Origin of the sequence: Bacillus sp. EB01 (assembly GCF_000613125.1) — a bacterium.
Classification (GTDB): Bacteria; Bacillota; Bacilli; order Bacillales; family Cytobacillaceae; genus Bacillus_D.
The window spans coordinates 4,255,685-4,280,801 of sequence record NZ_HG964497.1; the positions used below are offsets into that span (position 1 = coordinate 4,255,685).

General features: G+C 42.0%; 24 protein-coding genes. 8 read left to right on the forward strand and 16 right to left on the reverse strand.

Annotation, left to right across the window (positions count from 1 at the left end; genetic code table 11):
• The first annotated feature begins 21 nt into the window (after positions 1–21).
• The 3 genes from glcD (at position 22) to TY16_RS19890 (ending at position 3,387) form a co-directional block, all read left to right on the forward strand.
• Complete coding sequence (gene glcD / locus TY16_RS19880; protein WP_043933537.1) at positions 22–1,458, forward strand: glycolate oxidase subunit GlcD; 1,437 nt, start codon at positions 22–24, stop codon at positions 1,456–1,458.
• A complete protein-coding gene (locus tag TY16_RS19885; protein WP_043933538.1) occupies positions 1,455–2,795 on the forward strand; it encodes a (Fe-S)-binding protein in 1,341 nt (446 codons plus the stop codon). The genes glcD and TY16_RS19885 overlap by 4 nt, the downstream gene beginning before the upstream one ends.
• A 394-nt stretch (positions 2,796–3,189) precedes the next feature.
• Complete coding sequence (locus tag TY16_RS19890) at positions 3,190–3,387, forward strand: alpha/beta-type small acid-soluble spore protein (protein ID WP_043933539.1); 198 nt, start codon at positions 3,190–3,192, stop codon at positions 3,385–3,387.
• Positions 3,388–3,420: 33 nt separating this feature from the next.
• Here the strand turns inward: TY16_RS19890 and TY16_RS19895 are convergent, their stop codons facing one another.
• Together TY16_RS19895 and sigI are read right to left on the reverse strand one after the other, a co-directional pair.
• Complete coding sequence (locus tag TY16_RS19895; protein WP_231505716.1) at positions 3,421–4,497, reverse strand: anti-sigma factor domain-containing protein; 1,077 nt, start codon at positions 4,495–4,497, stop codon at positions 3,421–3,423.
• Positions 4,498–4,517: 20 nt separating this feature from the next.
• On the reverse strand, positions 4,518–5,273 hold the full coding sequence (gene sigI / locus TY16_RS19900) for an RNA polymerase sigma factor SigI (protein WP_231505653.1): 756 nt from the start codon (positions 5,271–5,273) through the stop codon (positions 4,518–4,520).
• A 37-nt stretch (positions 5,274–5,310) separates the two neighbouring features.
• On the opposite strand from sigI, the gene TY16_RS27155 reads away from it, so the two are divergent.
• Entirely contained in the window at positions 5,311–5,445 is a 135-nt protein-coding gene (locus TY16_RS27155; RefSeq protein WP_269320313.1) for a hypothetical protein, read from the forward strand.
• Between the two features lie 3 nt (positions 5,446–5,448).
• On the opposite strand, the gene TY16_RS25390 is transcribed toward TY16_RS27155, so the two are convergent.
• From TY16_RS25390 to TY16_RS19925, 5 genes are all read right to left on the reverse strand, one after another.
• Positions 5,449–6,519, reverse strand: coding sequence for a DUF5667 domain-containing protein (locus TY16_RS25390; RefSeq protein ID WP_155922287.1), 1,071 nt, complete (start codon positions 6,517–6,519; stop codon positions 5,449–5,451).
• Between the two features lie 337 nt (positions 6,520–6,856).
• Positions 6,857–7,612 (reverse strand): TerC family protein, encoded by a 756-nt coding sequence (locus TY16_RS19910; protein ID WP_043934859.1) that lies wholly within the window; start codon positions 7,610–7,612, stop codon positions 6,857–6,859.
• 256 nt (positions 7,613–7,868) lie between these two features.
• The gene (locus TY16_RS19915) at positions 7,869–8,330 is read right to left on the reverse strand and encodes a hypothetical protein (RefSeq protein ID WP_043933542.1); all 462 of its coding nucleotides are present in this window, start codon (positions 8,328–8,330) and stop codon (positions 7,869–7,871) included.
• Between the two features lie 276 nt (positions 8,331–8,606).
• Complete coding sequence (locus tag TY16_RS19920; RefSeq protein ID WP_331281065.1) at positions 8,607–9,707, reverse strand: SDR family oxidoreductase; 1,101 nt, start codon at positions 9,705–9,707, stop codon at positions 8,607–8,609.
• A 487-nt stretch (positions 9,708–10,194) separates the two neighbouring features.
• Positions 10,195–11,775, reverse strand: coding sequence for a peptide chain release factor 3 (locus tag TY16_RS19925; protein ID WP_043933543.1), 1,581 nt, complete (start codon positions 11,773–11,775; stop codon positions 10,195–10,197).
• Between the two features lie 410 nt (positions 11,776–12,185).
• Between TY16_RS19925 and TY16_RS19930 the strand changes: the two genes are divergently transcribed.
• Positions 12,186–13,910 carry an AAA family ATPase gene (locus tag TY16_RS19930; RefSeq protein WP_043934861.1) on the forward strand — a complete coding sequence of 575 codons (1,725 nt, stop codon included), beginning with the start codon at positions 12,186–12,188 and terminating at the stop codon, positions 13,908–13,910.
• Between the two features lie 140 nt (positions 13,911–14,050).
• Complete coding sequence (locus TY16_RS19935) at positions 14,051–14,482, forward strand: YkvA family protein (protein WP_043933544.1); 432 nt, start codon at positions 14,051–14,053, stop codon at positions 14,480–14,482.
• Positions 14,483–14,649: 167 nt separating this feature from the next.
• On the opposite strand, the gene TY16_RS19940 is transcribed toward TY16_RS19935, so the two are convergent.
• The 9 genes from TY16_RS19940 to TY16_RS19970 all read right to left on the reverse strand — a co-directional run bounded on the left by TY16_RS19940 (position 14,650) and on the right by TY16_RS19970 (position 24,207).
• Positions 14,650–15,198 (reverse strand): cell wall hydrolase, encoded by a 549-nt coding sequence (locus tag TY16_RS19940; protein ID WP_052342804.1) that lies wholly within the window; start codon positions 15,196–15,198, stop codon positions 14,650–14,652.
• Between the two features lie 163 nt (positions 15,199–15,361).
• Positions 15,362–16,231: a carbohydrate ABC transporter permease gene (locus TY16_RS19945; RefSeq protein ID WP_043933545.1), complete on the reverse strand. Its 870-nt coding sequence runs from the start codon at positions 16,229–16,231 to the stop codon at positions 15,362–15,364.
• Entirely contained in the window at positions 16,228–17,247 is a 1,020-nt protein-coding gene (locus TY16_RS19950) for a carbohydrate ABC transporter permease (RefSeq protein WP_331281066.1), read from the reverse strand. The genes TY16_RS19945 and TY16_RS19950 overlap by 4 nt, the downstream gene beginning before the upstream one ends.
• Before the next feature lie 113 nt (positions 17,248–17,360).
• Positions 17,361–18,653 (reverse strand): ABC transporter substrate-binding protein, encoded by a 1,293-nt coding sequence (locus tag TY16_RS19955; RefSeq protein ID WP_043933546.1) that lies wholly within the window; start codon positions 18,651–18,653, stop codon positions 17,361–17,363.
• A 313-nt stretch (positions 18,654–18,966) separates the two neighbouring features.
• Complete coding sequence (locus TY16_RS25875) at positions 18,967–19,083, reverse strand: YjcZ family sporulation protein (RefSeq protein ID WP_081773046.1); 117 nt, start codon at positions 19,081–19,083, stop codon at positions 18,967–18,969.
• 20 nt (positions 19,084–19,103) lie between these two features.
• On the reverse strand, positions 19,104–19,205 hold the full coding sequence (locus TY16_RS25880; RefSeq protein ID WP_081773047.1) for a YjcZ family sporulation protein: 102 nt from the start codon (positions 19,203–19,205) through the stop codon (positions 19,104–19,106).
• Between the two features lie 200 nt (positions 19,206–19,405).
• On the reverse strand, positions 19,406–20,437 hold the full coding sequence (gene ytvI / locus TY16_RS19960) for a sporulation integral membrane protein YtvI (RefSeq protein ID WP_043933547.1): 1,032 nt from the start codon (positions 20,435–20,437) through the stop codon (positions 19,406–19,408).
• A 326-nt stretch (positions 20,438–20,763) separates the two neighbouring features.
• On the reverse strand, positions 20,764–23,400 hold the full coding sequence (cphA, locus tag TY16_RS19965) for a cyanophycin synthetase (RefSeq protein ID WP_043933548.1): 2,637 nt from the start codon (positions 23,398–23,400) through the stop codon (positions 20,764–20,766).
• Between the two features lie 3 nt (positions 23,401–23,403).
• The gene (locus TY16_RS19970; protein WP_043933549.1) at positions 23,404–24,207 is read right to left on the reverse strand and encodes a cyanophycinase; all 804 of its coding nucleotides are present in this window, start codon (positions 24,205–24,207) and stop codon (positions 23,404–23,406) included.
• A 237-nt stretch (positions 24,208–24,444) separates the two neighbouring features.
• Here TY16_RS19970 and TY16_RS19975 point away from each other — a divergent pair, with 237 nt between their 5' ends.
• Both TY16_RS19975 and TY16_RS26365 read left to right on the forward strand, forming a co-directional pair.
• Positions 24,445–24,672, forward strand: a complete 228-nt coding sequence (locus TY16_RS19975) for a hypothetical protein (protein ID WP_043933550.1) — start codon at positions 24,445–24,447, stop codon at positions 24,670–24,672.
• Between the two features lie 314 nt (positions 24,673–24,986).
• Positions 24,987–25,112, forward strand: a complete 126-nt coding sequence (locus tag TY16_RS26365; RefSeq protein ID WP_155922289.1) for a 3-methyladenine DNA glycosylase — start codon at positions 24,987–24,989, stop codon at positions 25,110–25,112.
• Positions 25,113–25,117 lie beyond the last annotated feature (5 nt).

Below are 25,117 nucleotides of genomic sequence, written 5' to 3' on the forward strand. Positions count from 1 at the left end.
TTCAGATGGGAGGAAAAACGAATGTTGGCACAGCATACAAAAAGTAAAATCAGTGCGGAAGCGAGAAAGAGATTTATTGCGGTTGTGACAGAAGCAAATTATGACGATAGCCAGACAGGAAGGCTTGTTTATTCATTTGACGCAATGCCTAATCTCCAATCAATGCCAGACGCTGTCATCAGTCCCCGGAATACACAGGAAGTATCAGCAATTGTTAAAATCTGTAACGAAAACAAAATTCCTGTTGTACCAAGGGGCTCTGGAACAAATCTCTGTGGAGGAACCTGCCCCGTTGAAGGCGGAGTTGTCCTTCTTTTCAAGCATTTGAATAAGGTACTCGAATTCGATGAACAAAATCTTACCATTACTGTCCAGCCTGGTGTCATCACGAGCCAGATTAACAGCCTTGTAGAAGCGAATGGCCTCTTCTTCCCTCCTGATCCTGGCTCGATGAAAATTTCTACAATCGGTGGCAATATCCTGGAAAACGCAGGAGGTTTGCGCGGTTTAAAATACGGAGTCACACGCGATTATGTCATCGGTTTGGAAGCTGTTCTCCCAAATGGCGATATTATCCGTACTGGCGGCAAATTGGCAAAGGATGTAGCGGGATATGACTTTACACGCCTTTTTGTGGGATCTGAAGGAACATTGGGCGTCATAACAGAAGCTATTTTAAAGCTTGTTCCACTTCCTGAGACAAAGAAGACCGCTCTCGCTCTTTACGAGGATCTCGAAGATGCGGCAAGATCGGTTTCAAGCATCATTGCAAATAAAATTATCCCAACGACACTCGAATTCCTTGATCAGGCAACTGTAAGGGTTATTGAAGATTATGTAAAAATCGGACTTCCCACTCACGCAAAAGCAGTCCTTCTCATTGAACAGGACGGACCTCCGGAAGTCGTTGAACGTGATATGGGCAAAATTCTCGAGATTTGTAAAGAAGAAAAGGCATGTTCGGTGCAAGTGGCTAGAACTGAACAGGAAGCTGAAGCGCTTCGGACTGCAAGAAGGGTTGCCCTCTCGGCCTTGGCAAGGCTAAAGCCCACTACTATACTGGAGGATGCTACTGTCCCTCGTTCGGAAATTGCGAAAATGGTTGGCTATATTAATGAGATCGCTGAAAAATATAAAGTTGAAATCTGTACCTTTGGGCACGCCGGCGATGGAAATCTACATCCAACCTGCCCAACCGATGTCCGCAACCATGACGAGATGGAACGGGTAGAGAAAGCTTTTGAAGAAATTTTTGAACGGGCTGTTGAACTTGGCGGCACCATTACAGGTGAACACGGTGTTGGGGTTGCAAAAGCCCCTTATTTGGAATTAAAGCTCGGAAAAGAAGGTATAGCAGCAATGAAGGCAGTGAAAACTGCCCTAGATCCGAATAATATTATGAACCCTGGAAAAATATTTGCTAAAGCAAGCAGAAAACGTGTGGTGGTCTCAAAATGACAACTGTTAAAGAAAAAGAAATAATCCAGGACCAATTCAAGGAAAGAATGAATGAAGATGAATTATTGAACTGTATGAGGTGCGGCTTCTGTCTGCCAAGCTGCCCCACTTATATCGAATCCGGATTCCAGGAAACACATTCACCGCGTGGCCGAATTGCTTTAATGAAAGCCGTAGTCGACGGAATCATCCCTCCTGATGAGGATTTCGAACGTTCATTGGATCTTTGCTTAGGCTGCAGAGCTTGTGAAACAGTTTGTCCGTCAGGAGTTAATTATGGAGCATTGCTGGAGGATGCACGCGATATTGTCGCTCAAAATAAAAAGTACTCCCTGCCTGTAAGGGTCGCCAGAAAAGCGGTGTTCAAAGGGCTCTTTCCACATCAGAACAGAATGCGTTCTGTAGCCGGATTAATCGGTTTTTACCAGCGGTCTGGCCTGCAGACAGCAGCCAGGAAAATCGGATTTATGAGCCTGCTGCCAGATTCTTTGGCAACAATGGAAAAAGTCCTGCCGAATGTTCCTCCAATGAAAGAGCTGAAAAATCGTCCCGACTTTGCACCTGCAATTGGCATGAAAACTAAAAGGGTCGCGTTCTTCAGCGGCTGCCTGATGGATACCATGTTTATTGAATCCAATAATGCTACAATCAAACTCCTTCAGCTTGCCGGATGCGAAGTCGTCATTCCAAAGGATCAGGCTTGCTGTGGTGCCCTGCACGGCCACTACGGAGAAAAAGACCATGCCAAGGAAATGGCAAAGAAAAATATCCAGGCCTTTGAGGAGGCAGGCGCAGACTTTATTATCACGAATGCCGGCGGATGCGGAGGCTTCCTGATTGACTATGGGCATCTCTTCCATGATGACCTAGAATGGTCCAGCCGAGCACATTCCTTCGCAAGTAAGCTAAAGGATATTTCACAAATATTGGTTGAGGTAGGATTCCATGAACAGGTTGAACTGGAGCTTCCGTTTCAGGTTATTACCTATCAGGATTCATGCCACCTGCGTAATGTCATGAAAACTGCTTCAGCTCCAAGAACGTTGTTAAAGGCAATTAAAGGCACCGAATACCGGGAGATGCAGGAAGCAGATCGCTGCTGTGGTTCCGCAGGCATATATAACATCATTGAATCCGAAATGTCGATGAAGCTGCTTGATTACAAAATGGAAAAAGCAAAGCATACTCAGGCTGCTACCATCGTGACAGCGAATCCCGGCTGCCTCCTTCAAATGAAGCTTGGTATCGAACGTGAAGGATTGACTCAATCAATGCGCGGTGTTCATATAGTCGACCTCCTGCTTGAAGCCGTTAAAGATAAGACAGTTTTGAATTAATAATGTGAGGAGCCTTAGGGCTCCTTTATTTTTTGTATTTAGAAGAAGGTCTAATATTATCCTTCCCAGCTGGAGCAAGAGTTACCATTCATAATTCAACGTTTACTTCGGATACTATTTATACAGAGAGACAGTCTCTGATGCTAAGAAAAGCGCAGGCGCCTTCGTGACAGGCAAAGATCGGCCTGTCCCTGCGATGATTATTCTAAGGAGCTTTCCTTAGTGGTCAGCGGCGTATGGACTGGAGGGCCTCCAAGGAGATAAAGGAAACACGATAAGCGCAAGCGAATCGATGATGTTGTCTTATCGTAACGAGGGGGCCGAAGTACACTAGGCGCTGGAGCTAGACAGTTCTCAAAGAAATTCTCTGATATTTTTAAAAAGGAGTGGTAATATGGCACGCAATAGTAATAAATTACTTGTACCAGGCGTTGAGCAATTCCTGGATCAGGTCAAATACGAAATCGCCCAGGAATTTGGTGTCCAATTGGGCTCCGATACAGTTTCCAGGGCAAACGGTTCTGTTGGCGGAGAAATTACAAAACGCCTTGTTCAGCAAGCTCAGGCACAAATGACTGGCCGTTCTGAATAAAAGTCTATAATTGAATACATGGAAAAAGTCCGGCTAATCGCCGGACTTGCTTTTGTTTTTATTCTGATTACCTTTAGTCTTTTGTTGCTGTTTGTTATCTTTTTTTTCCTTATCTTTATTTTTGCCACTTTGATTATCCTGTTTTTTACCTTTAGAGGTATCTTTTTCTTTTTCCTTATCTTTTCCATTATCTTTGCCTTTGTCTTTATCCTCTTTACTTTTAGCCTTATTATTTTTATCTTTAACCTTATCCTTATTGCTGTTTCTAGGGTTTTGTTTGGCTGGATGATTCTTTTTGCCATTATTGTTATTAGACAGGCCTTTTTTGTCATCCAGTTTTTCAAGTACTGCTTTCTTTTCCTGACCAGGGTTTGTTTCTTTTTTATCCTGTCCTGGGATGGCCGCAGGAACAACAGGGGCAGATTGCTTTAATTTAGTTTTCCCTTGTGATGCTGGCTCTGCTTCGTTTTCGGCATTATTTTTATATTTTCCTGTAGTCTGTCCGTGTTTCCAGGCTTGCTTCAAGTCTTTTTCTGTAGCTTTTATCACTTTTACTTGATGGCTATCCTGCTTGGCTTTCTTTGAAATTTCGGTAATTGTAGCCTTCAGTTTTTTTTCGGCTTTTGTTTCTTTTTCTTCTGTATTTACAGAGGAAATGACAACTTCATTCGAGTCTGAAAAATAACCGGCCGAATCAATTGCAGCAAGGATATCTTTCCCAACTTTTGCTGCATCCTTCTCTTCCCAGTCTTTAAGCCCTGAGGTGATTTCTTTTCCCTCACGATTGTAGGCAGTTAATTTAATAACTTCCATTTTGTCATTGACCCCAAGTTCTATACTTGGTTTTACATCAATGGACATATAAGCATAAACCTTGTTGTCATCCAAATTGGTAGCCACGGCCGATGCCAGTAGCAATACTGCAGCTGCGGCAACAGTAATTCCACGCCTCATTGATGCTAACCATTTAATTGAAAGTTTCTTTTTAGGATGGCCAACAAGCTCGGGATTAAAAGAAATCTCTTCCCCGATTGAATATATTCTTTTTTGCTTGCGTGCCTTTAAAAATTCGCCCTCAGGGGTTAACAAGGTAAGAAACGTTTCATCCATTTCCAATATGATACCTGTCTTCATGAGTCAAGCACCCCTTTTATATAGTCCTTCATATATACATAATCACCCGACATAATTAAAGCCATTGCGATGATATACTTGCGATTTCGTTCAAGAGTTTTACGGCTCACATCTACCAATTCTTCCAATTGTTTAATGGGCAGCCTTTTAGTAGAAAATAAGCTTTCACGCAAGTCTTCCCTGCTTGCAAGCAGGCTGGCCGCTTCTATTGCATTTTTCCTGGCATCAGCATGTTTTGGGGAATGCTCAACAAGATCCTGAATGGAAAGATCATATTCTTTTAAATGTCTTTGAAAGCGAAAAATCTCTTCTCTTCTTAGCTCTTCATCGGACCTTTTTCGATAGTCATCAAGTGAAATTTCATTTTCTATTATTTTGCCGCGTGCTTCCGAGTCATCCGAATCATTTTGAAGTTCAAGACTTACTGAGGAATGCTTCGCCTGGGTTCGAATATAATCAATTACTCTCCGTTTTATTAGCACTTCAGCAAAACTTAACAGTGAGCTGCCACGATCTGGCGAATACTTTTGAATCGCTTCATTAAACGCAATAAGACCTATGCTAAACTCATCGTCTGATTGAACGATATACCGTTTGCAAACAACTGATACTGTTTTTGCAATGAACGGCTTATACGCTTCAATCAATTCATTGTTCAGCTTCTTATCACCTTGCTGTATTAATTGGACAGATTCCTCAAGCGTCCTTTTCTTTTTGTTGGATAAGAACAATAAGCTTAGCATAACCCTCACCTCTCTAGTCCCCAATTATAGCATAAGGGGATGCGGAGTGGTTTGGAAAAGTATAGATGCCTTTTCAGTCCAGCGTCATTTGCTGGTCTGTTCAACCCTTATTTCACTATTGTCAACTAGAGAAAAGATAGCCCTTGCCGAGGCTATCTCCTCCCTTGTCAATCAATGGTAAAGGCTACTTTCCATTGTTTTTCTGTTCTTTTGACTTACCTTTTTGTTCTTTTTTGTCCTGTTTTCTTGCTTCTTTTTGAACTTGCTTTTCTTTCTTTTGAGTTGCTTTGGTTTCTTTCTTTTCTTTCTGTTGAGCTGCTTTTGCTTCTTTCTTTTCTTGTTTCTTTATTTCTTTAGCCTGCTTTTTTTCATTTATAGCTTTTTTCTTTTCTACCTTTTCAGCCTGTTTTGCATCTTTCTTGGCTGGATCAGCAGGAACTGTGATGACTGGGTTCTTTTCACCTACAACATCGTCTTCCACATCTCCAGATTCTGAAGTTTGTGAAGGAATAACGGGTTTAACCGGAGTTACCCCCTCTTCCAGCTCTGCTTGTTCGGAATCTTTAGCTGAATCCTCTTCTATTTTGGCAAGCTTCTCAGCAATTTTCTCGTACGTTTTATCAATATTTTTTTGAAGGGCGGCCTTCGCCTTAGGGTTTTGAACCTTTTCTAGGGCTGCCATTAAGGCGACTATATTTTGGCGGGGAACATCACTTGTTTCTTTTTCCCCTTCTGTAACCTCATTAGCAGGTTCCTCGCCTACAGGCTGCTCGCCAGGTGGTGATTGTTCACCTTCTGCAGGCTCATCTGTCTCCAGGCCGTCGTCTTCTGGTTTTTCAAATTCAGGCTGTTCAGCTTCCTCGCCTGCTTGTTCCTCGTATTCTTCCAAATAGGTGAGTGCTTCTTTAATTGTTTCAATTGCACGTTCTTCTTCACCGGCAATAAAAAGCTCTTCCGCTTCAGCTAGGCGTTCCGCAGCATAGGCAGCAAGCAATTCAGCTTCCTTATCATTGTTGAACGCAATCGCTAGCTTTATTTTTTCAAGGGCAACTTTTACAAAATAAAAGAAATCTCCAGGAATTAATGATGGCGTATCAGTATCGTCCAATGCCTGTACATCTTCACCTGATGTAACAGGTAAAGTTTGAGTCTCATCTTGGTTTTCAGTACCAGTATTTGCCTTGGCGAGAATTGGTGAAAATGCAAATGTCCCAGCCAAAACCATGGACATAGCAACCTTTACAATTTTTTTCATTTCTTTTTCCTTCAATAGTTGTCACCTCTGCGAAAGTATTGCGGCGCCGCTTTTCACTAAACATTACGCTCGTAAAAATCTGGTTGTGAGGGTAGAAATAATCAATACCAAAAATATTTTCCAATAAGAAAACCCGGAATATCCTAGAAATGATTCTTCAAGGACATTTCGGTGGACAACAAAGCAAAATGTCCTTGAAATTCTTCAAGGACAAATCGCTGTGCGGCCAGAAAGGTGGTGGAGCGGAGAAAGCCAAAACTTTGTTTAAAACAAAATCAACATTATGGGTACACACCAAATTTATTCACCTACTACTTCACGCAGCTCCGCCCCTGCACTATGAATGTGCATGCTCGGTTTTTTTTGAAAAGAAGAAGCCACTGACAGCAAGGGCGATCAGTACACTCCAAAATACGAGCTGCCATAAAATCGATTCTGGAAAGTGCTCGTCGATTATGCTAACTTCAGGATGTGCCAATGTAAAAACGGCAAGTTTTACTCCAACCCAACCGACAATCATGAATGCCGCTGTCTCGAGACTTGGGCGTTCTTTTAATAGTTTAATAAACTGCGTAGCTGCAAATCTCATCATGACAATGCCAATAATCCCGCCAAGGAGCATGACCAGGAATTGTCCACCGTCGAGGCCTCCAATAGTGAACCATCCTAATGGAGTTAGTGTCATGGACAGCGCAACTGCTGCCAAAATCGAATCAATCGCAAATGCGAGGTCTGCCAGCTCTACTTTAACGACCGTCCCCCAAAAGGAAGAGCTGCCCTGTTTCGGTGAGATCACGAGTTTTTTAGGGGCATGGTGCTGATGCAAATGTTTGGCGGAGATATAAAATAAGTAAAGTGCGCCAGCGGCCTGGATCTGCCAAACGTCTGAAAGTAACGAAATCATAAATAATGCACCAAACCTAAATATAAATGCCCCCAGTAAACCGTAAAACAATGCTTTCTTTTGCTGATTCTCAGGGAGCTGTTTCACCATTATCGCCAGTACCACTGCATTATCTGCTGCCAAAATCCCCTCTAGCCCAATAAGCACCAGCAAAACCCAGCCGTACTCCATTACCAATGAAGCATCCATCAGTTCCTTTCCTCCTACTTTTGGATTTCCTTCTCCAAGCAGCAAGGAAGACGGAATTAGACGCAAAAAGACCCCTGCCTGAAGGCAAAGGTCTTGCTAGACATATGTATGCCAACAAAGCCGGCGGCAACAACCGCGAAATGACGACTTTGCTTTAGGTTTCCCTAACAGCTACTCCCCTTTGATAAGGACATATTCAGTTGTTTACATACTATTATAATGATTTTAAATTTGTCCGGTTCCATTTTTTTATGTCTTAATTGTGACTGAAAAATACGATTCGTTTGAGGGCGTAACCAAGCAATAAACCCGGCAGTAAAAAGAGCATCGGTGTAAAAACAGGCCCAGGTGTAATGCCTGCAATCGTCACCTTGGATGAAATCATCAGTCCCACTGTTACAAAATACGCGCCAAAAACAAAGGGCAGAAATGACCCTTGTTCATCTTCGGGCATTGCTGTCCTATATGCATCCCATAAGGCAAACATGTACAGACACGGATAAAACATCAGCCAGCCGTAATCGATCGTATTGAATGCTGCCGGGATATCTCCCATGAAACTATGCATAATTGCTTCATTAAAATGGCTATTAACATTTATCATAATCTCGAGCAAGACAAAAAGTATTCCTTTAATCAGGCTTCCTGACAGAATCTGGCTAAAACCAGGCAGGGCTATATTCCATACTATTGCCTCTAATTTATTTAACTTTTTCATATACCTACCCGCTTTTTGGCATAATCCGGTTTACCCCATTCATAACGGACAGAACAAAAACCCTACCTTAAGATTCAAAGGCTGTGAAGAATATGGATTGGGATAAACTGCCCGTAAAGGTCCAATTGGTGAACTAAGATTTTTCCTTATGGCTTAAGACCTTAGAAAAATCAAACTAACCATTAGTGGGGGGAAAGGTAAAATCTCCCTAGTTGGAAGGTTCACTTAATATCTCCTTTAGCATATCCAATTTATTGCCAGTTAACTCGGGATTCATTAGTTGATTTTCACTTGATATTCGGGATTATTTTTGTTTTTCATATAAAACCCTGCCATTGCCTCTAGTCCTTCCCTGAAATCTGGACATGAAATACCGGACCCTTCTAAGTCTTCACTCGCTTGCGAGCAGTCAAAACGTCCCTTCCAGGTGAAATAATCCAAAGCCTCTTTCTCTACACCCAACATTCGCCGAACAGCTGAAACTGAAAGGCTAACCCTCGCCATGCTAAGTGGAAGTGTTCCCGTTGGAGTCTTATCAATAAGTTGCTTCATAATCATTTCGTAAATTTCCGAAACTGTATACGGCGATGGGTCAGTGAGGTGATAGGTTTTTCCAGCACCTTTGTCAAGGAAAGAAAGGTAAGCCGTCGCTGAAATAATATAATCAATGGGTACAAGGTTGATTATGGCATCGCTGTTGCCCAGACGAGGGATAATTGGCAGAAAACGTAGACGCTCAAGGAAATTCATAATAAAATAGGGGCCGTCAAATTTAATGGTTTCTCCGGTTTTTGAGTGCCCTTTTACAATACCAGGCCGGATAATCGTAGTAGGGATATCTTTTTTTAACTCTTCCACAAGAACTTCCGCTTCATATTTTGTTTCTTCATAAAAATTTTTGAATTCAGCAGGCCGAATTAGCTCCTTTTCGAGTAATTTTCCTTCTCTTCTGCCAGCCACATAAGCCGTACTGAAATATATATATCGTTTTATATTGTGAAGCGTTTTTACCCAAACATTCACATTGGCTGTCCCCTCAACATTTACCTTCCGGGCGATATCTTCTGGAACAGCCAAATCATAAATGGCTGCCAGATGAAAAACATGAGTAATAGTTTGTTTAAGTTCTTCAGTCTCCCCCTGCTTGATTCCAAGTCCTGGTTTCGTGATATCTCCTTCTATTATCCTGAATTTCTCCTTACTTCGGACTGTATCCCGTGCAATTTTGCTGACTTCCTCCTTTGCCTTGCGTTTCATTGCGGGCTGTACAAGCACATAAACCATACCCGCTTCAGGCCTTTTTTGTAAAATCTCTCTTATTAGCTGATTACAAATGAATCCTGGAAACCCTGTAAATAAGTAGTTCTCCCCCATCATTCCATCTCGCTTCCTATATAGATTATATTTCTACTGTAAAAGAGGTCTCTCAAGGGTGTCAAACTAGGGGAGTGAATTTTCTGAAATTATAACTTAATAACAGAAACTCCGATTTAGCCACAAGGCATTATGCTCCTCACGCCCCCTCTATAATGCTTCGAGTATTGGAATGGCAAGATTATGTGGCCGTTGTTGAACTAGACCAACCTTGATAAAAGGACTTTCCAAAGTAGCAAAACCCAGTTTTTAAAATGAGACTGTGTTAAAGGATAATGTTGTTCTTTATCAGAGTTGATTGTAGCGGAAGGCGCGAAGACTCCTACGGGAGAAAAGGTCAGTGGGAGACCCCGCAGGCGCTCGCGCCGAGGAGGCTCCCAGGCCGCCCGTGGAAAGCGAAGCGCCTGGAGCGGAAATCAACAGTTCTGTTTAACACAGCCTAAAATAAAAATAAACCGATGGGAATTCCCACCGGCTTACATAATTAACATTATTGTTGCATATCCATCGGATTATAAAGCTTTACGCCCGGATTTTTATCCTGGAACCATCTAAGAGCAAACTCATTCTCGAATAGAAATGCATACTTTCCAAACCTATCCTTCACTAACAAGCTGCGTGAATTTGAAAGTTTTTCGTCGACTGTTTCTCCTTCAACCCACCTGGCTACCTTTGATCCCTGGCGTTCCATTATTACATCCGAATTGTACTCGTTCTTCATCCTGTGTTCGAAAACCTCGAACTGAAGCTGGCCTACGGCACCCAACAGATAATCCTCAGTTGCAACGGTTTTGAAGAGCTGAATCGCACCTTCCTGAACGAGCTGTTCAATTCCTTTATAGAAGGATTTTTGTTTCATCACGTTCTTTGCAGAAACACGGACGAACAATTCAGGTGTGAACTGCGGCAGGCGCTCAAACTGGAATTGATCCTTGCCAGTCGTAATTGTGTCTCCAATTTGATAAGTTCCTGTATCATAAAGGCCAATAATGTCACCACTTACAGCCTCTTCGACCGTACTCCGTTCCTCCGCCATAAATGACGTAGATTGTGATAGTTTAATTTGCTTGCCAAGACGAGGGACATTCACACTCATTCCTCGTTCGAATTTGCCAGAGCAGACACGAACAAATGCAATTCGGTCACGGTGTGCCGGATTCATGTTAGCCTGAATTTTAAAAATAAATCCTGAAAAATTTTCAGAAAGCGGGTCAACTTCACCCGCCGATGAGTTACGTGGTACTGGAGGCGGCGCAAACTGCAAATAAGACTCTAGGAATGTCTGAACCCCAAAGTTGGTCAAGGCACTGCCGAAGAAAACAGGAATTAAATTACCTGATTCAATCCGCTCGGGTGAAAATTCATTTCCAGCCTCGTTTAGAAGCAATACTTCCTCGAGCGTCTGATCATAAAGACCCGTTGTCTTAATTTGGTGATCACCATCAATTTCGCCTTCCTCATTAAGAGGAATAAAGCGCTGTTCTTCGCCAACCCTGAACTGCTCAATCCGGTTATTGTATCTGTCGTAAATCCCAAGAAACTCTTTGCCCATACCAATTGGCCAATTCATTGGATAAGATTCAATACCGAGCACTTCTTCAAGTTCAGCCAAGAGCTCTAACGGTGATTTACCCTGGCGGTCCAATTTATTGATAAAGGTGAAAATTGGTATTCCGCGCATCCGGCAAACCTTAAAAAGTTTCAAGGTTTGTTCCTCGATTCCCTTTGCCGAATCAATTATCATAACAGCACTATCGACCGCCATAAGCGTTCGGTAAGTATCCTCACTAAAATCCTGGTGTCCAGGAGTATCCAGGATATTAACCCTGAACCCGTCGTAATCGAACTGCATGACACTTGAGGTTACCGAGATTCCGCGCTGCTTCTCAATTTCCATCCAGTCACTCGTAGCAAATTTGCCAGTCTTTTTAGCTTTTACAGTTCCCGCATCCCGAATTGCTCCGCCAAATAAGAGAAGTTTTTCGGTAAGGGTTGTCTTCCCGGCATCCGGGTGTGAAATAATTGCAAAAGTCCGTCTTGACAGGACTTCTTCTTTAAAATTCGTACTCATTTTTTACTTCCTCACTTCTAACATTAAATGGTTAATCCATAACTTTAATCATATCCCGTACAAGTAAATTGCGCAAGCGGTCCTTCTTTCACTTTCCCTTTACCCCTATTGTCTTGCACTGTATAAAGCTTACTGCAAATAACTTTTGTCTAGAATGTGTCCAAATCCTTGAATGAAAAATAAATTTTTACATCGGAATTTTTTTAGAAAATAGCATGTCAAAAGTCCTGAAAAGGCTTGATTTTGTTTGTTTTACCCAGGTAAATCGATTCAATAATTCACTAGTTGTTCACTCCTCCAAAGCTATTTTTCCTGCAATTACCAATGGTGATAATTCAGAATTCCTATTTATTACAAATGGTATTTTCATATAATAGAGTTACAGAGTAAAGGAGATGAGCATAGTGGATATGAGTAAAAAGGCAATCAATAAATTCATACCGCTGATTACAGCTGTTTTGTTAGTAGCCGCGGGTTTTATATGGTATATACAATCAACAACCAAAGCAACTTCGATTCCCTTTTCTTCAATGGAGAGTAAAATTGCTGCAGAAAATGGCAAGAAGGTCAGTCTAGAGGAACAGTCAAATGGTAGCCTAACACTAACAACAAGCGAGGGGAAATTCGTGACTAAAGTGCCTCCAAACAGCGAGATGGCAAACGATCTTGTTTCTAAGTACAATGTGGATTATTCCTATAGCTCCAATAGCAAATATGGCAAATGGATCCTGGGAGGCGTTATCGTTTCCCTGGCAGCTGCCGCTTTTGCAGTCCAAAAGAAAAGCGGAAATGGCCTTGGTGTTACAAATACGATGAAAAATAGCCTTTCCAAAGCTCGTCCACTGCCTGAAATCACTCTTCAAGATGTCGGCGGACTTGGAAATGAAATGAAAGAAGAAATTCTCCAGACTCTTTCAATTATTAAGGAACCTGAACGATCATCCAAACTTGGGGTTAAGCCTCCAAAAGGAATTCTTCTTTACGGACCTCCTGGAACAGGTAAAACACTGTTGGCACAGGCAATGGCAAAAGAACTTGGCGCTTCCTACTTTTCAACAAGCGGTTCGGCCTTTAATGAATTGTTCGTCGGCGTTGGGGCTTCACGGGTAAGAAGCTTGTTCCAAAATGCCCGCAAACAAACACCTGCAGTCATCTTCATTGATGAAGTCGACGCACTTGCAGGAAAGCGGAAAGCACTTGGCGGTGAAGAATCCGAAAAAACACTTACAGAATTGCTTGTCCAGCTTGACGGTGGACATTCAAATGAAGGAATCCTGTTTGTCGCAGCTACAAATAGGAAGGATATGCTTGATGATGCGTTCCTCCGACCGGGCAGGATTGATTTTTCCTTCCAGGTTCCTCTTCCAGATACAAAGGGCCGCAGGGAAATCATTGATATTCATACAAAAGGTAAAGTGATGGCGGACGACGTTAAATCCTCACTTGATGACCTCGCAGAAAGCACATCCGGATTCTCTGGCGCAGATTTGAGCATGCTTTTTGAAACAGCCAGCAGACGCGCGATCAGAAACGGTAAGGATATGATTTCTAAAAAAGATCTCGATTATGCACTTGATCGCACAATCCTTGGCAGTACATCCAGGGAATTGCAAGATGCAGACACTAAGCGCAGAGTTGCAATCCATGAGGCAGGCCATGCCATTGTAGCCGCAGTTACAAAACCAGGCTCAGTCCGGAAGGCGACCATAATCCCTCGAGGTGAGGCATTGGGTTATGTCGCTCCAATCCCTAAAGAATTGCATCTATCCACAACCAGCGACCTGCTTGACCGGATTGCGATGATTCTTGCTGGTGGAGTTGCAGAGAGAATGTATCTTGGGGAACACAGTATCGGAGTATCCGGTGATGTCCAGCAGGCAAAGAATATCATTGAACAAATGGTTGAAACTGGAATGCTGCAGGATGGCTTCACTCTAACTTTTGTTAAGGCAGAGAAAGAAACGAAAATGCAGGAGCTCTTCCAAAGAGGTCTTGAAATGTCACAGTCCATTATCAGCGCACATTCAGAAGCATATGAGCAATTGGTAGAGGCTTTGTTGAAAAAAGAAACACTCGAAGGTTCTGAAGTAGATGCAATTATTGTAGCAGAAAGCAAAGATGCTGTTTTAGCTTAATTTATAAAGACCATGTTTTAGCCGGTTCCTAGTGGAGCCGGCTATTTGTAATTGCATTCCTGCAATATACAAGTTTAAATTAACAGAAGGAGTGGAAAATTACCTAAAGCAGTAGTTTTTTAGGAAAGAGGGGAAACCGAATGGATAACAAGTTTGAAAGTGAACAGAAAAAGTATGAAGGACGAGCCCAAAAGTACATTGACAACCCAAAGGAAACAGAGTCCCTTTTAAAAAAGGCATTTGGAAAAGCTGAAAGCAATAAAGGCTCTCTCGGTGAAGCATGGAATAAGCTTCAACTTCTGTTCGAAATGGTTCGGTCCTGGTCAAAAGGAGAATACAAGAACGTATCACGAGGAACCATTCTTGCGGTCATCGGTGCGATTATTTATTTCGTTTCTCCGATTGATCTTGTACCCGATTTTATCGTCGGTTTAGGGATTCTTGATGACGCAGCTATCATTGCCTTCACTTGGAAAAAGCTGACCAAGGAAATCGAAGAATTTAGCGTTTGGAAAAATACAATTGAGGCATCTGGAATTGAGACTTCCGATTATGAAAGACCTCTTGTATAAGGATGTCTCTGTGGTGTATGTTTCATGATAGGTGCAGCTTTGAGCTATCTTTATATTGTGACCGGGCATAAAGTAAGCCCGGTCTTTTCATTTTTTATGTGAGAACATAAAAAAAACCTTATCCATTTTTCAGGATAAGGGAATATAAATCATTCAAAAACGTTTGTCTAGATTGAAAAGTTGTGCTCACCAATCTTTTCAATGACAGGACGTGTGCGAATCCAGGTGTCTGTAGCAATTTCAGGATTATAGAAAAACAACGCTTCCGTTACTTTTTCATCGGGAGCAAGAGCCTCTTCAACAGCTTCTTTTGCTTCATTCCCAGCAGGTTTGTTAATTTCCCCATTCGCAACTGGATCAAATTGCCGTTTTTGATAAATTACTTCTTTTACGGTGTCCGGAAACTGCCCATCCTCAACTCTGTTTAAAACTACCTCAGCAACAGCGACCTTCCCTTTAAAAGGTTCTCCCTTTGCCTCTGCATGGACAAGCCTCGCTAACAGTTCTTTCTCTTCCTTTGTTAATTGAGGACCATCTTCTTTTGGTTGATTTTTTATCGGTGTATCCTTTTGAACTATATTAATTTTTCTCTCTTTTGCCGGTTCAAATGTGCTGCCATTTTTTTCTTGAGTTATGGATTTTGCTGAAAGCGATCCAGGGATGGCAAGCATGAGCAACATGGCCGGCATAAGAAGCAATGACGCAGGTTTCTGCATTCTCATCTCCTCCAATTCCCTTTTTTTCAGTTCTTAACTAGGCTAACATGAATAGGAGTAGAAAATCACTCACAAAAACCTTCCATGGAAAGTGTGGGAGTTCTTACCATACTTTTGCTTTCAATAAATGAAACCCGGCAGCTGCCGGGTTCCAACCCTAAAATCAACCCTTTGTTCCTGATGAGATATTCGATCCCTCAATAAAATAGCGCTGAAACAGGAAGAATATCAATACAATCGGTAACAATACCATGACGGACATTGCCATCAAATAATGCCACTGTGTCTGGACAGTGCCTTTAAAGGTTTGCAAGCCAATTTGCAATGTATATAGCCTTTCATCATTAATATAAAGCAGCGGTCCCAATAAATCATTCCATGCTCCAGTAAAGTTAAAGATGGCGACGGTCATTAACGCTGGCTTAGTCAGAGGCACCATGATGTGCCACCAAATCTGCAGGTGGTTCGCCCCATCCAGTATTGCAGCTTCAATAAGCGAATTTGGAATGGTCATCATAAACTGCCGGAGCAAAAAAATGAAAAATGCACTGCCAAGGAATGCTGGTACGATTAAAGGCAAGTACGTATTCAACCATCCGAGCTTGGAGAAGAGGATATACTGAGGAACCATTGTCACAAACCCCGGAATCAGCATTGTCGATAGGACGATGACAAACAATGCATTGCGCCCTTTAAAACGAATTTTAGCAAACGCATACGCAACAAGGGAATTAACAAGTACTGCTCCAATCGTCCCGACCACAGCTATAAACATCGTATTCATAGCCCAGCGTGTAAACGGTGCTGTTTTCCAGGCATCAACATAATTTTCAAAATGAAATTCGTTTGGAATGAACGTTGGCGGGTATTGGGCTATTTCAGCTGGAGATTTTAATGATGTCGATACCATCCACCATAACGGTAAAAGAAGGACAATGCTTCCAGCAATCAGAATAAGCGTAATAGTCCAGGATTTAAGGTTCCGTTTGAATTTTCGTGTTTCATAAAACTTCGGGGCAGTATACTCACTCATTTATTATCTCCCCCTTCATAATAAACCCACCGTTTTCCGATTTTCATGTTTAAGACAGTCAAAACCATCACGATGATAAACAAAAGCCATGCCATGGCCGATGCATACCCCATATCAAACAATTCAAATGCATTGTTCCACATATGAAGATTGTAGAATAACAGTGAGTTTGCAGGTCTTCCGCTGCCTTCTTCACTCATGACATAGGCTTCCTGGAATATTTGGAATGCTCCTATTGTACTAGTAATCACATCGAAAAAGATGATAGGGGAAATCATAGGAAGGGTAATATTGTAGAACTTCTGTAAGCCCGTTGCCCCTTCTATATCTGCTGCTTCGTACATTTCTTTTGAAACTCCCTGGAGACTTGCGAGATATAAGAGCATACCGCCGCCTACACTCCACAGTTTCATCAAGATTAATCCGGGCTTTGTCCACTCCGGATCAAATAGCCAGGCGGGACCATCGATACCAAACCAGCCAAGGAATGTATTGACAAGGCCTGTTGAAGGGCTAAGCAGCTGCATCCATAAGAAATAAACCGCCACACCCGAAAGTATTGCCGGAAGATAATAAATCGTCCTGAATATTTTCATTCCGAGTATCTTTTGGTTTAACAACAATGCAATCAAAATTGCTCCAACAGTCGTAAGCGGCACTGAAAAAACAACATAATAGAGAGTATTCCATAGCGATGTCCAAAACAAATTGTCGATAGTGAACATCCGTACGAAATTATCCATTCCAATAAAATTCATCTTAGATGTAATATTATAATCCGTGAAGCTGGCAGCAAGTGAAAACAGCAACGGTCCCGCTGTCAGGCATATAAATCCTATAATCCAGGGACTGATGAACAAATAGCCCCAAATATTTTCTTTAAACTCCCTAGTTATCTTTTTGTTTGGAGTTTTCATATCCGCAGCTGCGCTTGGAGTTTTACTCTTTTTCGCAGATACGCTGCTTACCACTGACTCTTCCGGGAGTGCCACTTCTGCAGATTGAGCTGATTTCATTTCGATCCCCCTTTTTACGTACTATATAAAAGAGAGATGGATGGCATAGCCTTCCTTCCCTCCTTTTAGTTAAATCCAGCTTCAACGCCTAGCGTGTGCGCCTTTTGTTCTGGCTATTTTTTAATTTTCTTTACGTCTTCTTCTGCTTTTTTCAAGGCCTCGGCTGGGCTTAGTTTGCCTGCGAAAACATTATCGACATGCGGATTAATTCTATTCTGATAGTCAGGATATTCCAGTGGGACAGGGAACATCTGAGTTGTTTCTAGGTTTTTCACTGTCATCTCGTAGACTTCTTTGCCTTGTCCATCAAGTGATTCTGCTACCGCTTTAGCGGCTTCAATATTAGCAACGTTATCGAAGTTCTTCTCGCCCCAATATTGCTGTGCCTGCTTGCTTGTCAAATACTTAATGAATTCAGCTGCTTCCTCGGGATTATCGGATCCTTTTGGTATTTCAACAACAAAACCGCCGCCATCCGCCCAATTCTTGCTAGATTCATCATAAGCAGGAATTGGCGCAACACCGAACTCCATATCTTTTCCATAATCACGGAGCTGTGTATAGAATGTTCCGACCTCAACCATCATCGCGACTTTACCGGAAATGAACGGATTTGCTTGCTCGCTTCCAAATTCAGCCTTGAAGGCTTGGACATTCTTTTCGCCATAGTGGTCCTGCCATTTAGTCAGCCATTCAAGTGCTTCAACCTTCTTTGGCGTATTGATGGCCAATTCTCCATTATCTATAAAACCTCTTCCACCATCAGCACTAACCATCCATGAATTAGCTCCAATGTTGCCCCAAAGTGGATAAAAGCCAAATCGATCAAATTTGTTCCCTTTCTTTACATCCAGCTTTTTCGCATATTCTTCAAGCTCTGCCCATGTTGTTGGCGGCTTATTAGGGTCTAGCCCAGCTTCCTTGAATAATTTTTTATTGTAGAATAAGAGCCTTGTATCTGTATTGAATGGCACAGCATATGGCTTGCCTTTATATTCGACTGTTTCCCAAAGATGCGGATAAAATTGATCCTTGAAGGAGTCATCGAGGTATTTACTCAAGTCTTCTGCTTGTTTATTTTCTGCACGCTGTGCTACGGAATTGATATCATTGACAACAACATCAGCAGGGTTTCCTGCTGCAACAGAAGCGAGGTTTTTTGTCCAAATGTCACCCCATGGCAAGAACGTATGCTTCACTTCAATTTTGTCCTGAGATTCATTAAAATCTTTAACTATTTTTTCTATAATCGGTCTGCGCGTTTCTGATCCCCAGAAGGTCCAGAAATCAATAACAACTTTGCCATCTTTCGTATTTGCGGAGGTAGAGGCATTATCCCCGCTGCATCCTGCCAGTACCCCTACTAGCAAAAGAACACTTAAAAACAAGTAAACTCCCTTTTTCATGATTACCCTCCTGATATTTATATAATAATGCACTACATCTATTTACCCAGCTTCTCTTAGTGAAAACCTATTTTCCGACAATTATTTTAAAAAAACTACAAATTTTATGAGAAGGTTGTTTCCAATGAACCAGGTTCTAGTCGAGAAGCTAAGAAAAACCGCATACCTTCTCTATAGAGAACCTAGTCGTTTTTCAGGGAAAGAGATGATTAAAACTTACAAAGATATGTACTGTTTTTAATAGGGCTAATGGATTTTTATGAAAAAGAAATAGCCGGTCTCCTAAGTTGGAGACCGGCTTTGTTGCCATTACTTAGTATTTAAAACACGCTGCTCCTACAATGATGAGTAAGATGAACAGGACAACAATCAAAGCGAAACCGCCATAACCACATCCGCCACCATATCCATGACCATAACCGTATGGCATGTAAGAACCTCCCCTTTTAATTAGTAACCGCCGTAGCCCCAGGAAGCCCCAATGATAACCAACAGAATGAATAGTACAACAAGCAGGGCAAATCCTCCACCGTAACCGCCAGTGCCTGACATTAAACATTACCTCCTTTTGTTAAGTCCATATATCCTATTCAATGACCTTAAAAAGTGCACTAGCATTTTAATAAATGGGCTCATGCCCAAATAAAAGCACATTCGCGCCATGGGTTTTACTAATACCCTGAAGACCAGCAAGGGATTCCTTGTAGTGCTGAACAAATAGAAAAGGCCTGCTTTTCGCAGGCCTTCCGGAATCATAATTTAAAATTCATTTTTATTACGTTCACTTTAATTAGCGTATTAAAAACAATCACAATGGCCGGTCCTGCAAACAAGCCGATGAAGCCGAGAAGCTGGAATCCAATGTAGAGGCTGACTAGTGATGCCAGCGGTGAAATTCCAAGATTGGTCGCATATACCTTCGGCTCGACAATCCTGCGGACAACGGTAATGATAAGGAACAGAATAAAAAGGCCGATACCAAGGAAATGATTATCCTGAATAAATGAGATGACAGCCCATGGTACAAGAAAAGATCCAGTTCCGAGTATTGGCAGGATATCGACAATAACAATGAGTAAGGAAAGCAATGCAGTATACTTCACGTTTAGAATTGCCAGACCAATAAACGCCAGGACATATGTAATGAGACTTAGGAAAATCTGTGCCTTAATAAATCCTACCCCAGCTTTCGTAAGCTGATAGAGGACAATCGATACCTTATTTTTTGTTTCTTCCCTTAGATGGCTTTTTATTGAAGCCTTAATGGAAGGAAGTTCCAGGCTAATCAAGAACAATGCAACCAGGTAAATGAGGAATTCTATCAGGAAGCCCGGAATCGCGGTCAGGAATCCGAATAGGAATTGAACAATGCTCTGTACAAACTGGTCTAACGCAGTGACTGATTCTTCTATTGTCTTTTCAACTGATGATATTACGTCTGGAGGTAATGTCTCTGCGTACGATTCCCAACGTTTAATTAAGGGTTTAATTCCCGTAGCATATAAGTCTTTGACAAAGGTTGGTGTACTTTCAGACAGTTTAATGACCTGCTGGAACAAAATCAGGAAAAGATTGTAACCTATCACAACAATTATCAACAAAAACGAAAGGAATGAGGCTATTACCGCTTTAACCCGACTCAATTTAAGCTTGCGTTGGAAATAGTTGACTAGCCCCTCAAGCATGACTGCGGTAACCAGTGCAAAGATGAACGGCAGGCTATATGGCAAGAAAATGATAAACAACACTAGCAAAAACGCGGGCATAATCCACTTTTTCCACATAATACTCTCTCCCAAGCAAAATTAAAAGAATGAAACAAACATTATCTAATTATACCTTTTAAACAGTGGCAATGCGAAGCTTTTATAAAAAAAGAATCCTTCGCCGCTTTACAACCTATATCCACGATTAAAAATGAAAGAGACTGGCGAAGGGCTAATGAATTTAAAATCTCCCACAAATAATTGTTTAGATAAAACCACCTTCATGCTAATTCCCACTTCCGAGGCTTTCCATGTGGAGTTAGTGACGGAGGGTTCCCCCGCCCAGGTAGTATCCTATCAAACAAAAAAAGGGTCCCAAAGTTTCCTCTGGGACACCCTTATTCTTATATTATCTTTTTTACGAGTGTATTGGTTGTATTGCTTATCTGCGAAATGAATTCAGAGACTACAGAGTATTTTTCAAAAAGGAATATCAATGTATCGCCTTCCTTCGAGCGGTTCCAGGCTTCATAGTAGGATTGCAATTCGTCAGGAATGATAAGTAGCTGTTTTTTCGAAATTCCTTTTTCCTTTAGTGCAGAGGCATGCATCATATTTGCAGTTTCAAGGGGCGCCCTGCCTCTCAGATCGGCATCTTCCCTAATGATAATCCGATCAGCATTCCTGACAGCAATCTTTGCCATCTCACGAATTTCGTGATCCTGCCGGTCTCCTGGTGAGGAAATGACAGTTGTTGTGGTACCGGTCCTGAAATGGCGGGCGGTATCGAAAAATGCGTGAAGTCCGGCAATGTTATGAGCATAATCTACAATGATATTTCTGCCCGCGAGCTGGAATGTATTAAATCTACCTTTAGAATGCTGAGTATCAGGAATAAAGGTCAACGCCTTTTCCTTGAGCACTTCAAAGGAAACTCCTTGTGAATATGCGGCCGCGAGCGCTTGCAGCAGGTTCGAAATATTGTATTTTGCTTTTCCATGAATCGTAACAGGGATATCACTTGCCGGCAATAATTTGATTTCCTGGCCATTTTCAACACAAATAATCCAGTTGTCTTCGTTCAAATACCAGACAGTCCAGCCGTTTTCAATTGCCTGATGAATATGGTGGTTTGTGTGAAAGACGCTTGTATAAATAATATTTCCTCTTGTATAGGCTGCCATTTGGACAACCTCAGGATCGTCAGCATTGAGGATGCAATATCCGCCTTCCATTACAACCTCGGGGATTAGCCTTTTTAGCTTCACCAACTGGCCAAAATCCTCAATGCCATCCAGTCCAAGATGATCCTCAGTTACATTTGTGACAATCCCAACATCACATTGCCGGAACGCGAGTCCTTCCCGTAATATCCCTCCCCTTGCAGTTTCGAGGACAGCAGCATCAACCTCATGGCTATGAAGGATTTTCCGGGCACTGATTGGACCGCTGCAGTCGCCTTCATCAATTGTTTGCCCTCCTATATAAACTCCATCAGAATTCGTCATCCCGACTGTATAGCCATCCCGTTCAAGGAAGTGCTTAACAAGCCTGGTAGTCGTTGTCTTTCCATTTGTTCCAGTAACCGAAATAATAGGAATAGATGCTTCCTCACGCGTTTTAAACAAATAGTCAACAATGGCTTTGCCAACATTGCGAGGTGTACCTTTTGACGGATAATGATGCATCCGAATTCCTGGAGCTGCGTTCACCTCGACAATTGTTGTTGTATTTCTGTCCAGTTCTTTCGTAATATCCGGACAAATCAAATCGATACCTGCAACATCGAGCCCAATAGCTTTAGCTGCTGCCACTGCCATCCGTCGAATAGAAGGATGAACTTCATCTGTTACATCAATCGCCAGGCCGCCGGTCGAGAGATTCGCATTCCCGACGACTTGAATCACTTTGCCTGGTTCAGGCACTGAATCAAGTGTTAAATTTGATTTTTCCAGATAACAGGAAACAATCGAATTGAGTGGGATTTTGGACATCGGCTTTTCATGTCCAGTTCCCCTTAGAGGGTTCTTGTTTTCCTCCTCGATTAATGCGCGGACTGAATCCTTTCCATTGCCAATCACGAATGGGGCAATGCGCATGCTTGCTGCAACAAGCTTGTCATCAACAACCAGCAGCCTAAAATCGCTGCCCTCAAAATAACGTTCAACTATATAATCAGACTCTGGAGTTTCAAGGCAGTTTAAAATGGAGAATAACTCCTCCCTGCTCTTGATATTTGTATAGACACCACGGCCCTGGCGCCCATTTAAAGGTTTAATGACAAGTGGAAAACCAACCCGTTCGCCCGTCTTAAAAATATCCTCCATCGAGCTTGCTGTTTCACCTTTAGGAACCGGCAGCCCAGCCCCTGCCAAAAGTTCCTTTGTTATTTGCTTATCGCATGAATTCTCAACAGCAATATGAGAGGTTTGGCTCGTTATCGTAGCCTGAACAAATTTTTGCTTACTCCCGGTACCAATCCTTACCAGACTGTCTGTGCCAACCCTTTCAACAGGAATGCCTTTTTCAAACGCAGCATTGTAAATCGCTTCTGTACTAGGACCCAGCTTATTTTCGTAATATAATTGTTCAATCTCATCTATATAAGGCTTCACATCAACAACAGCTTCACCATTCAATATCCGTTCAACTAGTTCCTTTGCAGCTTCAAAGGCATAGAAGCCTGATTTAGGCTCCCTATAATCATATGTAACATAGTAAACGCCTTTTTTGCTGCTGGTCAGCGTCTTTCCCCGTCTCACTTTGATTCCGGCCAAATATTGAAGCTCAATTGCCAAATGCTCTAGAATATGGCCCATCCAGGTACCCTCATTTAGCCTTTCAACAAATCCGCCTTCATAGCCCAGGGAACATGTATGGTCTTGAAGTGATGGTACTGATTTTAAAAGAGCATCATTGAATCCTGGAAGCGAGTTTGATGGGCTGAACTCTAGTTCTTCCAAGTCCAGTTCGATCCACATCGTCGGCTTATAATTGAAATAATTTGGTCCTTTCAAATACCGCACGCGTTTGATCTCCATGATTTACTCCCCTTTAATCAATAATTTTCTATTTTTCAGATCGAATCGGTAGCCGTGTGTGAGGGTATGAAGTTTGAAGTTTGAAAGGGTCAATTCTTCGCTTCCGTCATCATTCGTTGTCACTTCTACGAAAGAGTTTTCTTTTCCATCCAGGATAAGGACCTGGTGCTCACCGATAACTTCGAATGTATGCCCGTTAACCAAAATCGCGGTATTTTCATCTATTCCTATACCCATTAAGTCTGGATTACCCGCAATGGCTCCAAGCAGCCTGTCAAACCGGGACCGCTGTGAAAAATGCTGATCAATCAACATTTGGCTCATAAAACCGAATCCCTTATCCATTTCTACCTGGAGGATTTCATCGGAATCCTTCGTAAGTGCGCTGACAATCATATGTTTGCCCATAATTGATGCACCTGCACTTGTTCCTCCAAGAACCATGCCATTTTTCCATTTATCAAAAAAAAGTGAATGGAGCTTTGTACCAGTTATCATTTGTGTAAGGCGGCTTTGATCTCCACCTGTAATGAAAAGGGCGGATAATCCCTCTACATCCTTCAATATTTGCTTTTCTTCCGCTTTTTCCCGCGAATCGACGTCAATTGTAATTGGGTCGTCAATTCCGAGATTTCGAAAAACCTTTTGATATTCTCTTCCAACCTCTTTAGGAATCCTTGTAGCGGTTGTTAAAATCCCAACCTTCCCTTCTCTCTGAAGTGAAAGTTCGGTGAATTTCCTTAGAATGGTAACACCCTGGTATTTTTCCTCGGCGCCCCCAATAATCAACAATGGCCCATAGCTCACACAGATCACCTTATATCCCAGAATTTTAAGAACAAAAATAACATGTTTGTTATACCCATTTTTCCAAAAAGTAAAACTATTGTTCGTAAAAGGATATGTTGAAAAAACGATAATATGGCAGTACAGTTAAATATTTCTTTTTAGACATGCATATTTCTTTTCGCCGCTTTAGTTACAATATTTCAACGTTTTAGTCTGTCCACAAAAGGGGTATAGCTATAGGAGAGGTGATCATTTATGGACAGCAATCGCAAAGATCATGGACTTCACCTTAAGAAGGGGAACCGTGATAATCCTGAGCAATATCCTACTAATAAAGAGAGCCTATTTGATAAGTTTAAAAGTGAGCAAAATGTCGATCCACTACCGATGGAAGACTTGGCCATGGAACAGCGCGAAGAAAAAGATGGCGACCATACAAAGGATGAATCGTCCAGTGAAAACAAATACAAAACAGGTTTTTAAAACACTGTGATGATGGAAATTGTCTTGTATTAAAACCGCGGGCAGTTAGACTCGTTCTCTTAAAAAAACCAGCTAAAAAAATGTTTTCTATTTGTTCGACTAAAAAATTGCTGAAGTGCAGACACTTTATTGATTGGAGCGGAAGGCACGAAGACTCCTACGGGAGAAAAGGTCAGTGGGAGACCCCGCAGGAGCAAAGCGACGAGGAGGCTCCCAGGCCGCCCGTGGAAAGCGAAGTGCCTGAAGCGGAAATCACAGAAACTCTTAAGTTTAACCTATATAGACAAAAGTTTATTTTTCAAAGGAGGATCATCATGGAAAACAATAAAAAAGACCAAAACAATTCTGTTGAGCAAAATAAAAAAGTTGAGCAGGGCAAGGATATCTCGGCTCAGCGAGATCCTGAAAAACCAAAGCATACTTCAACAAAAGAACAATAAAAGGA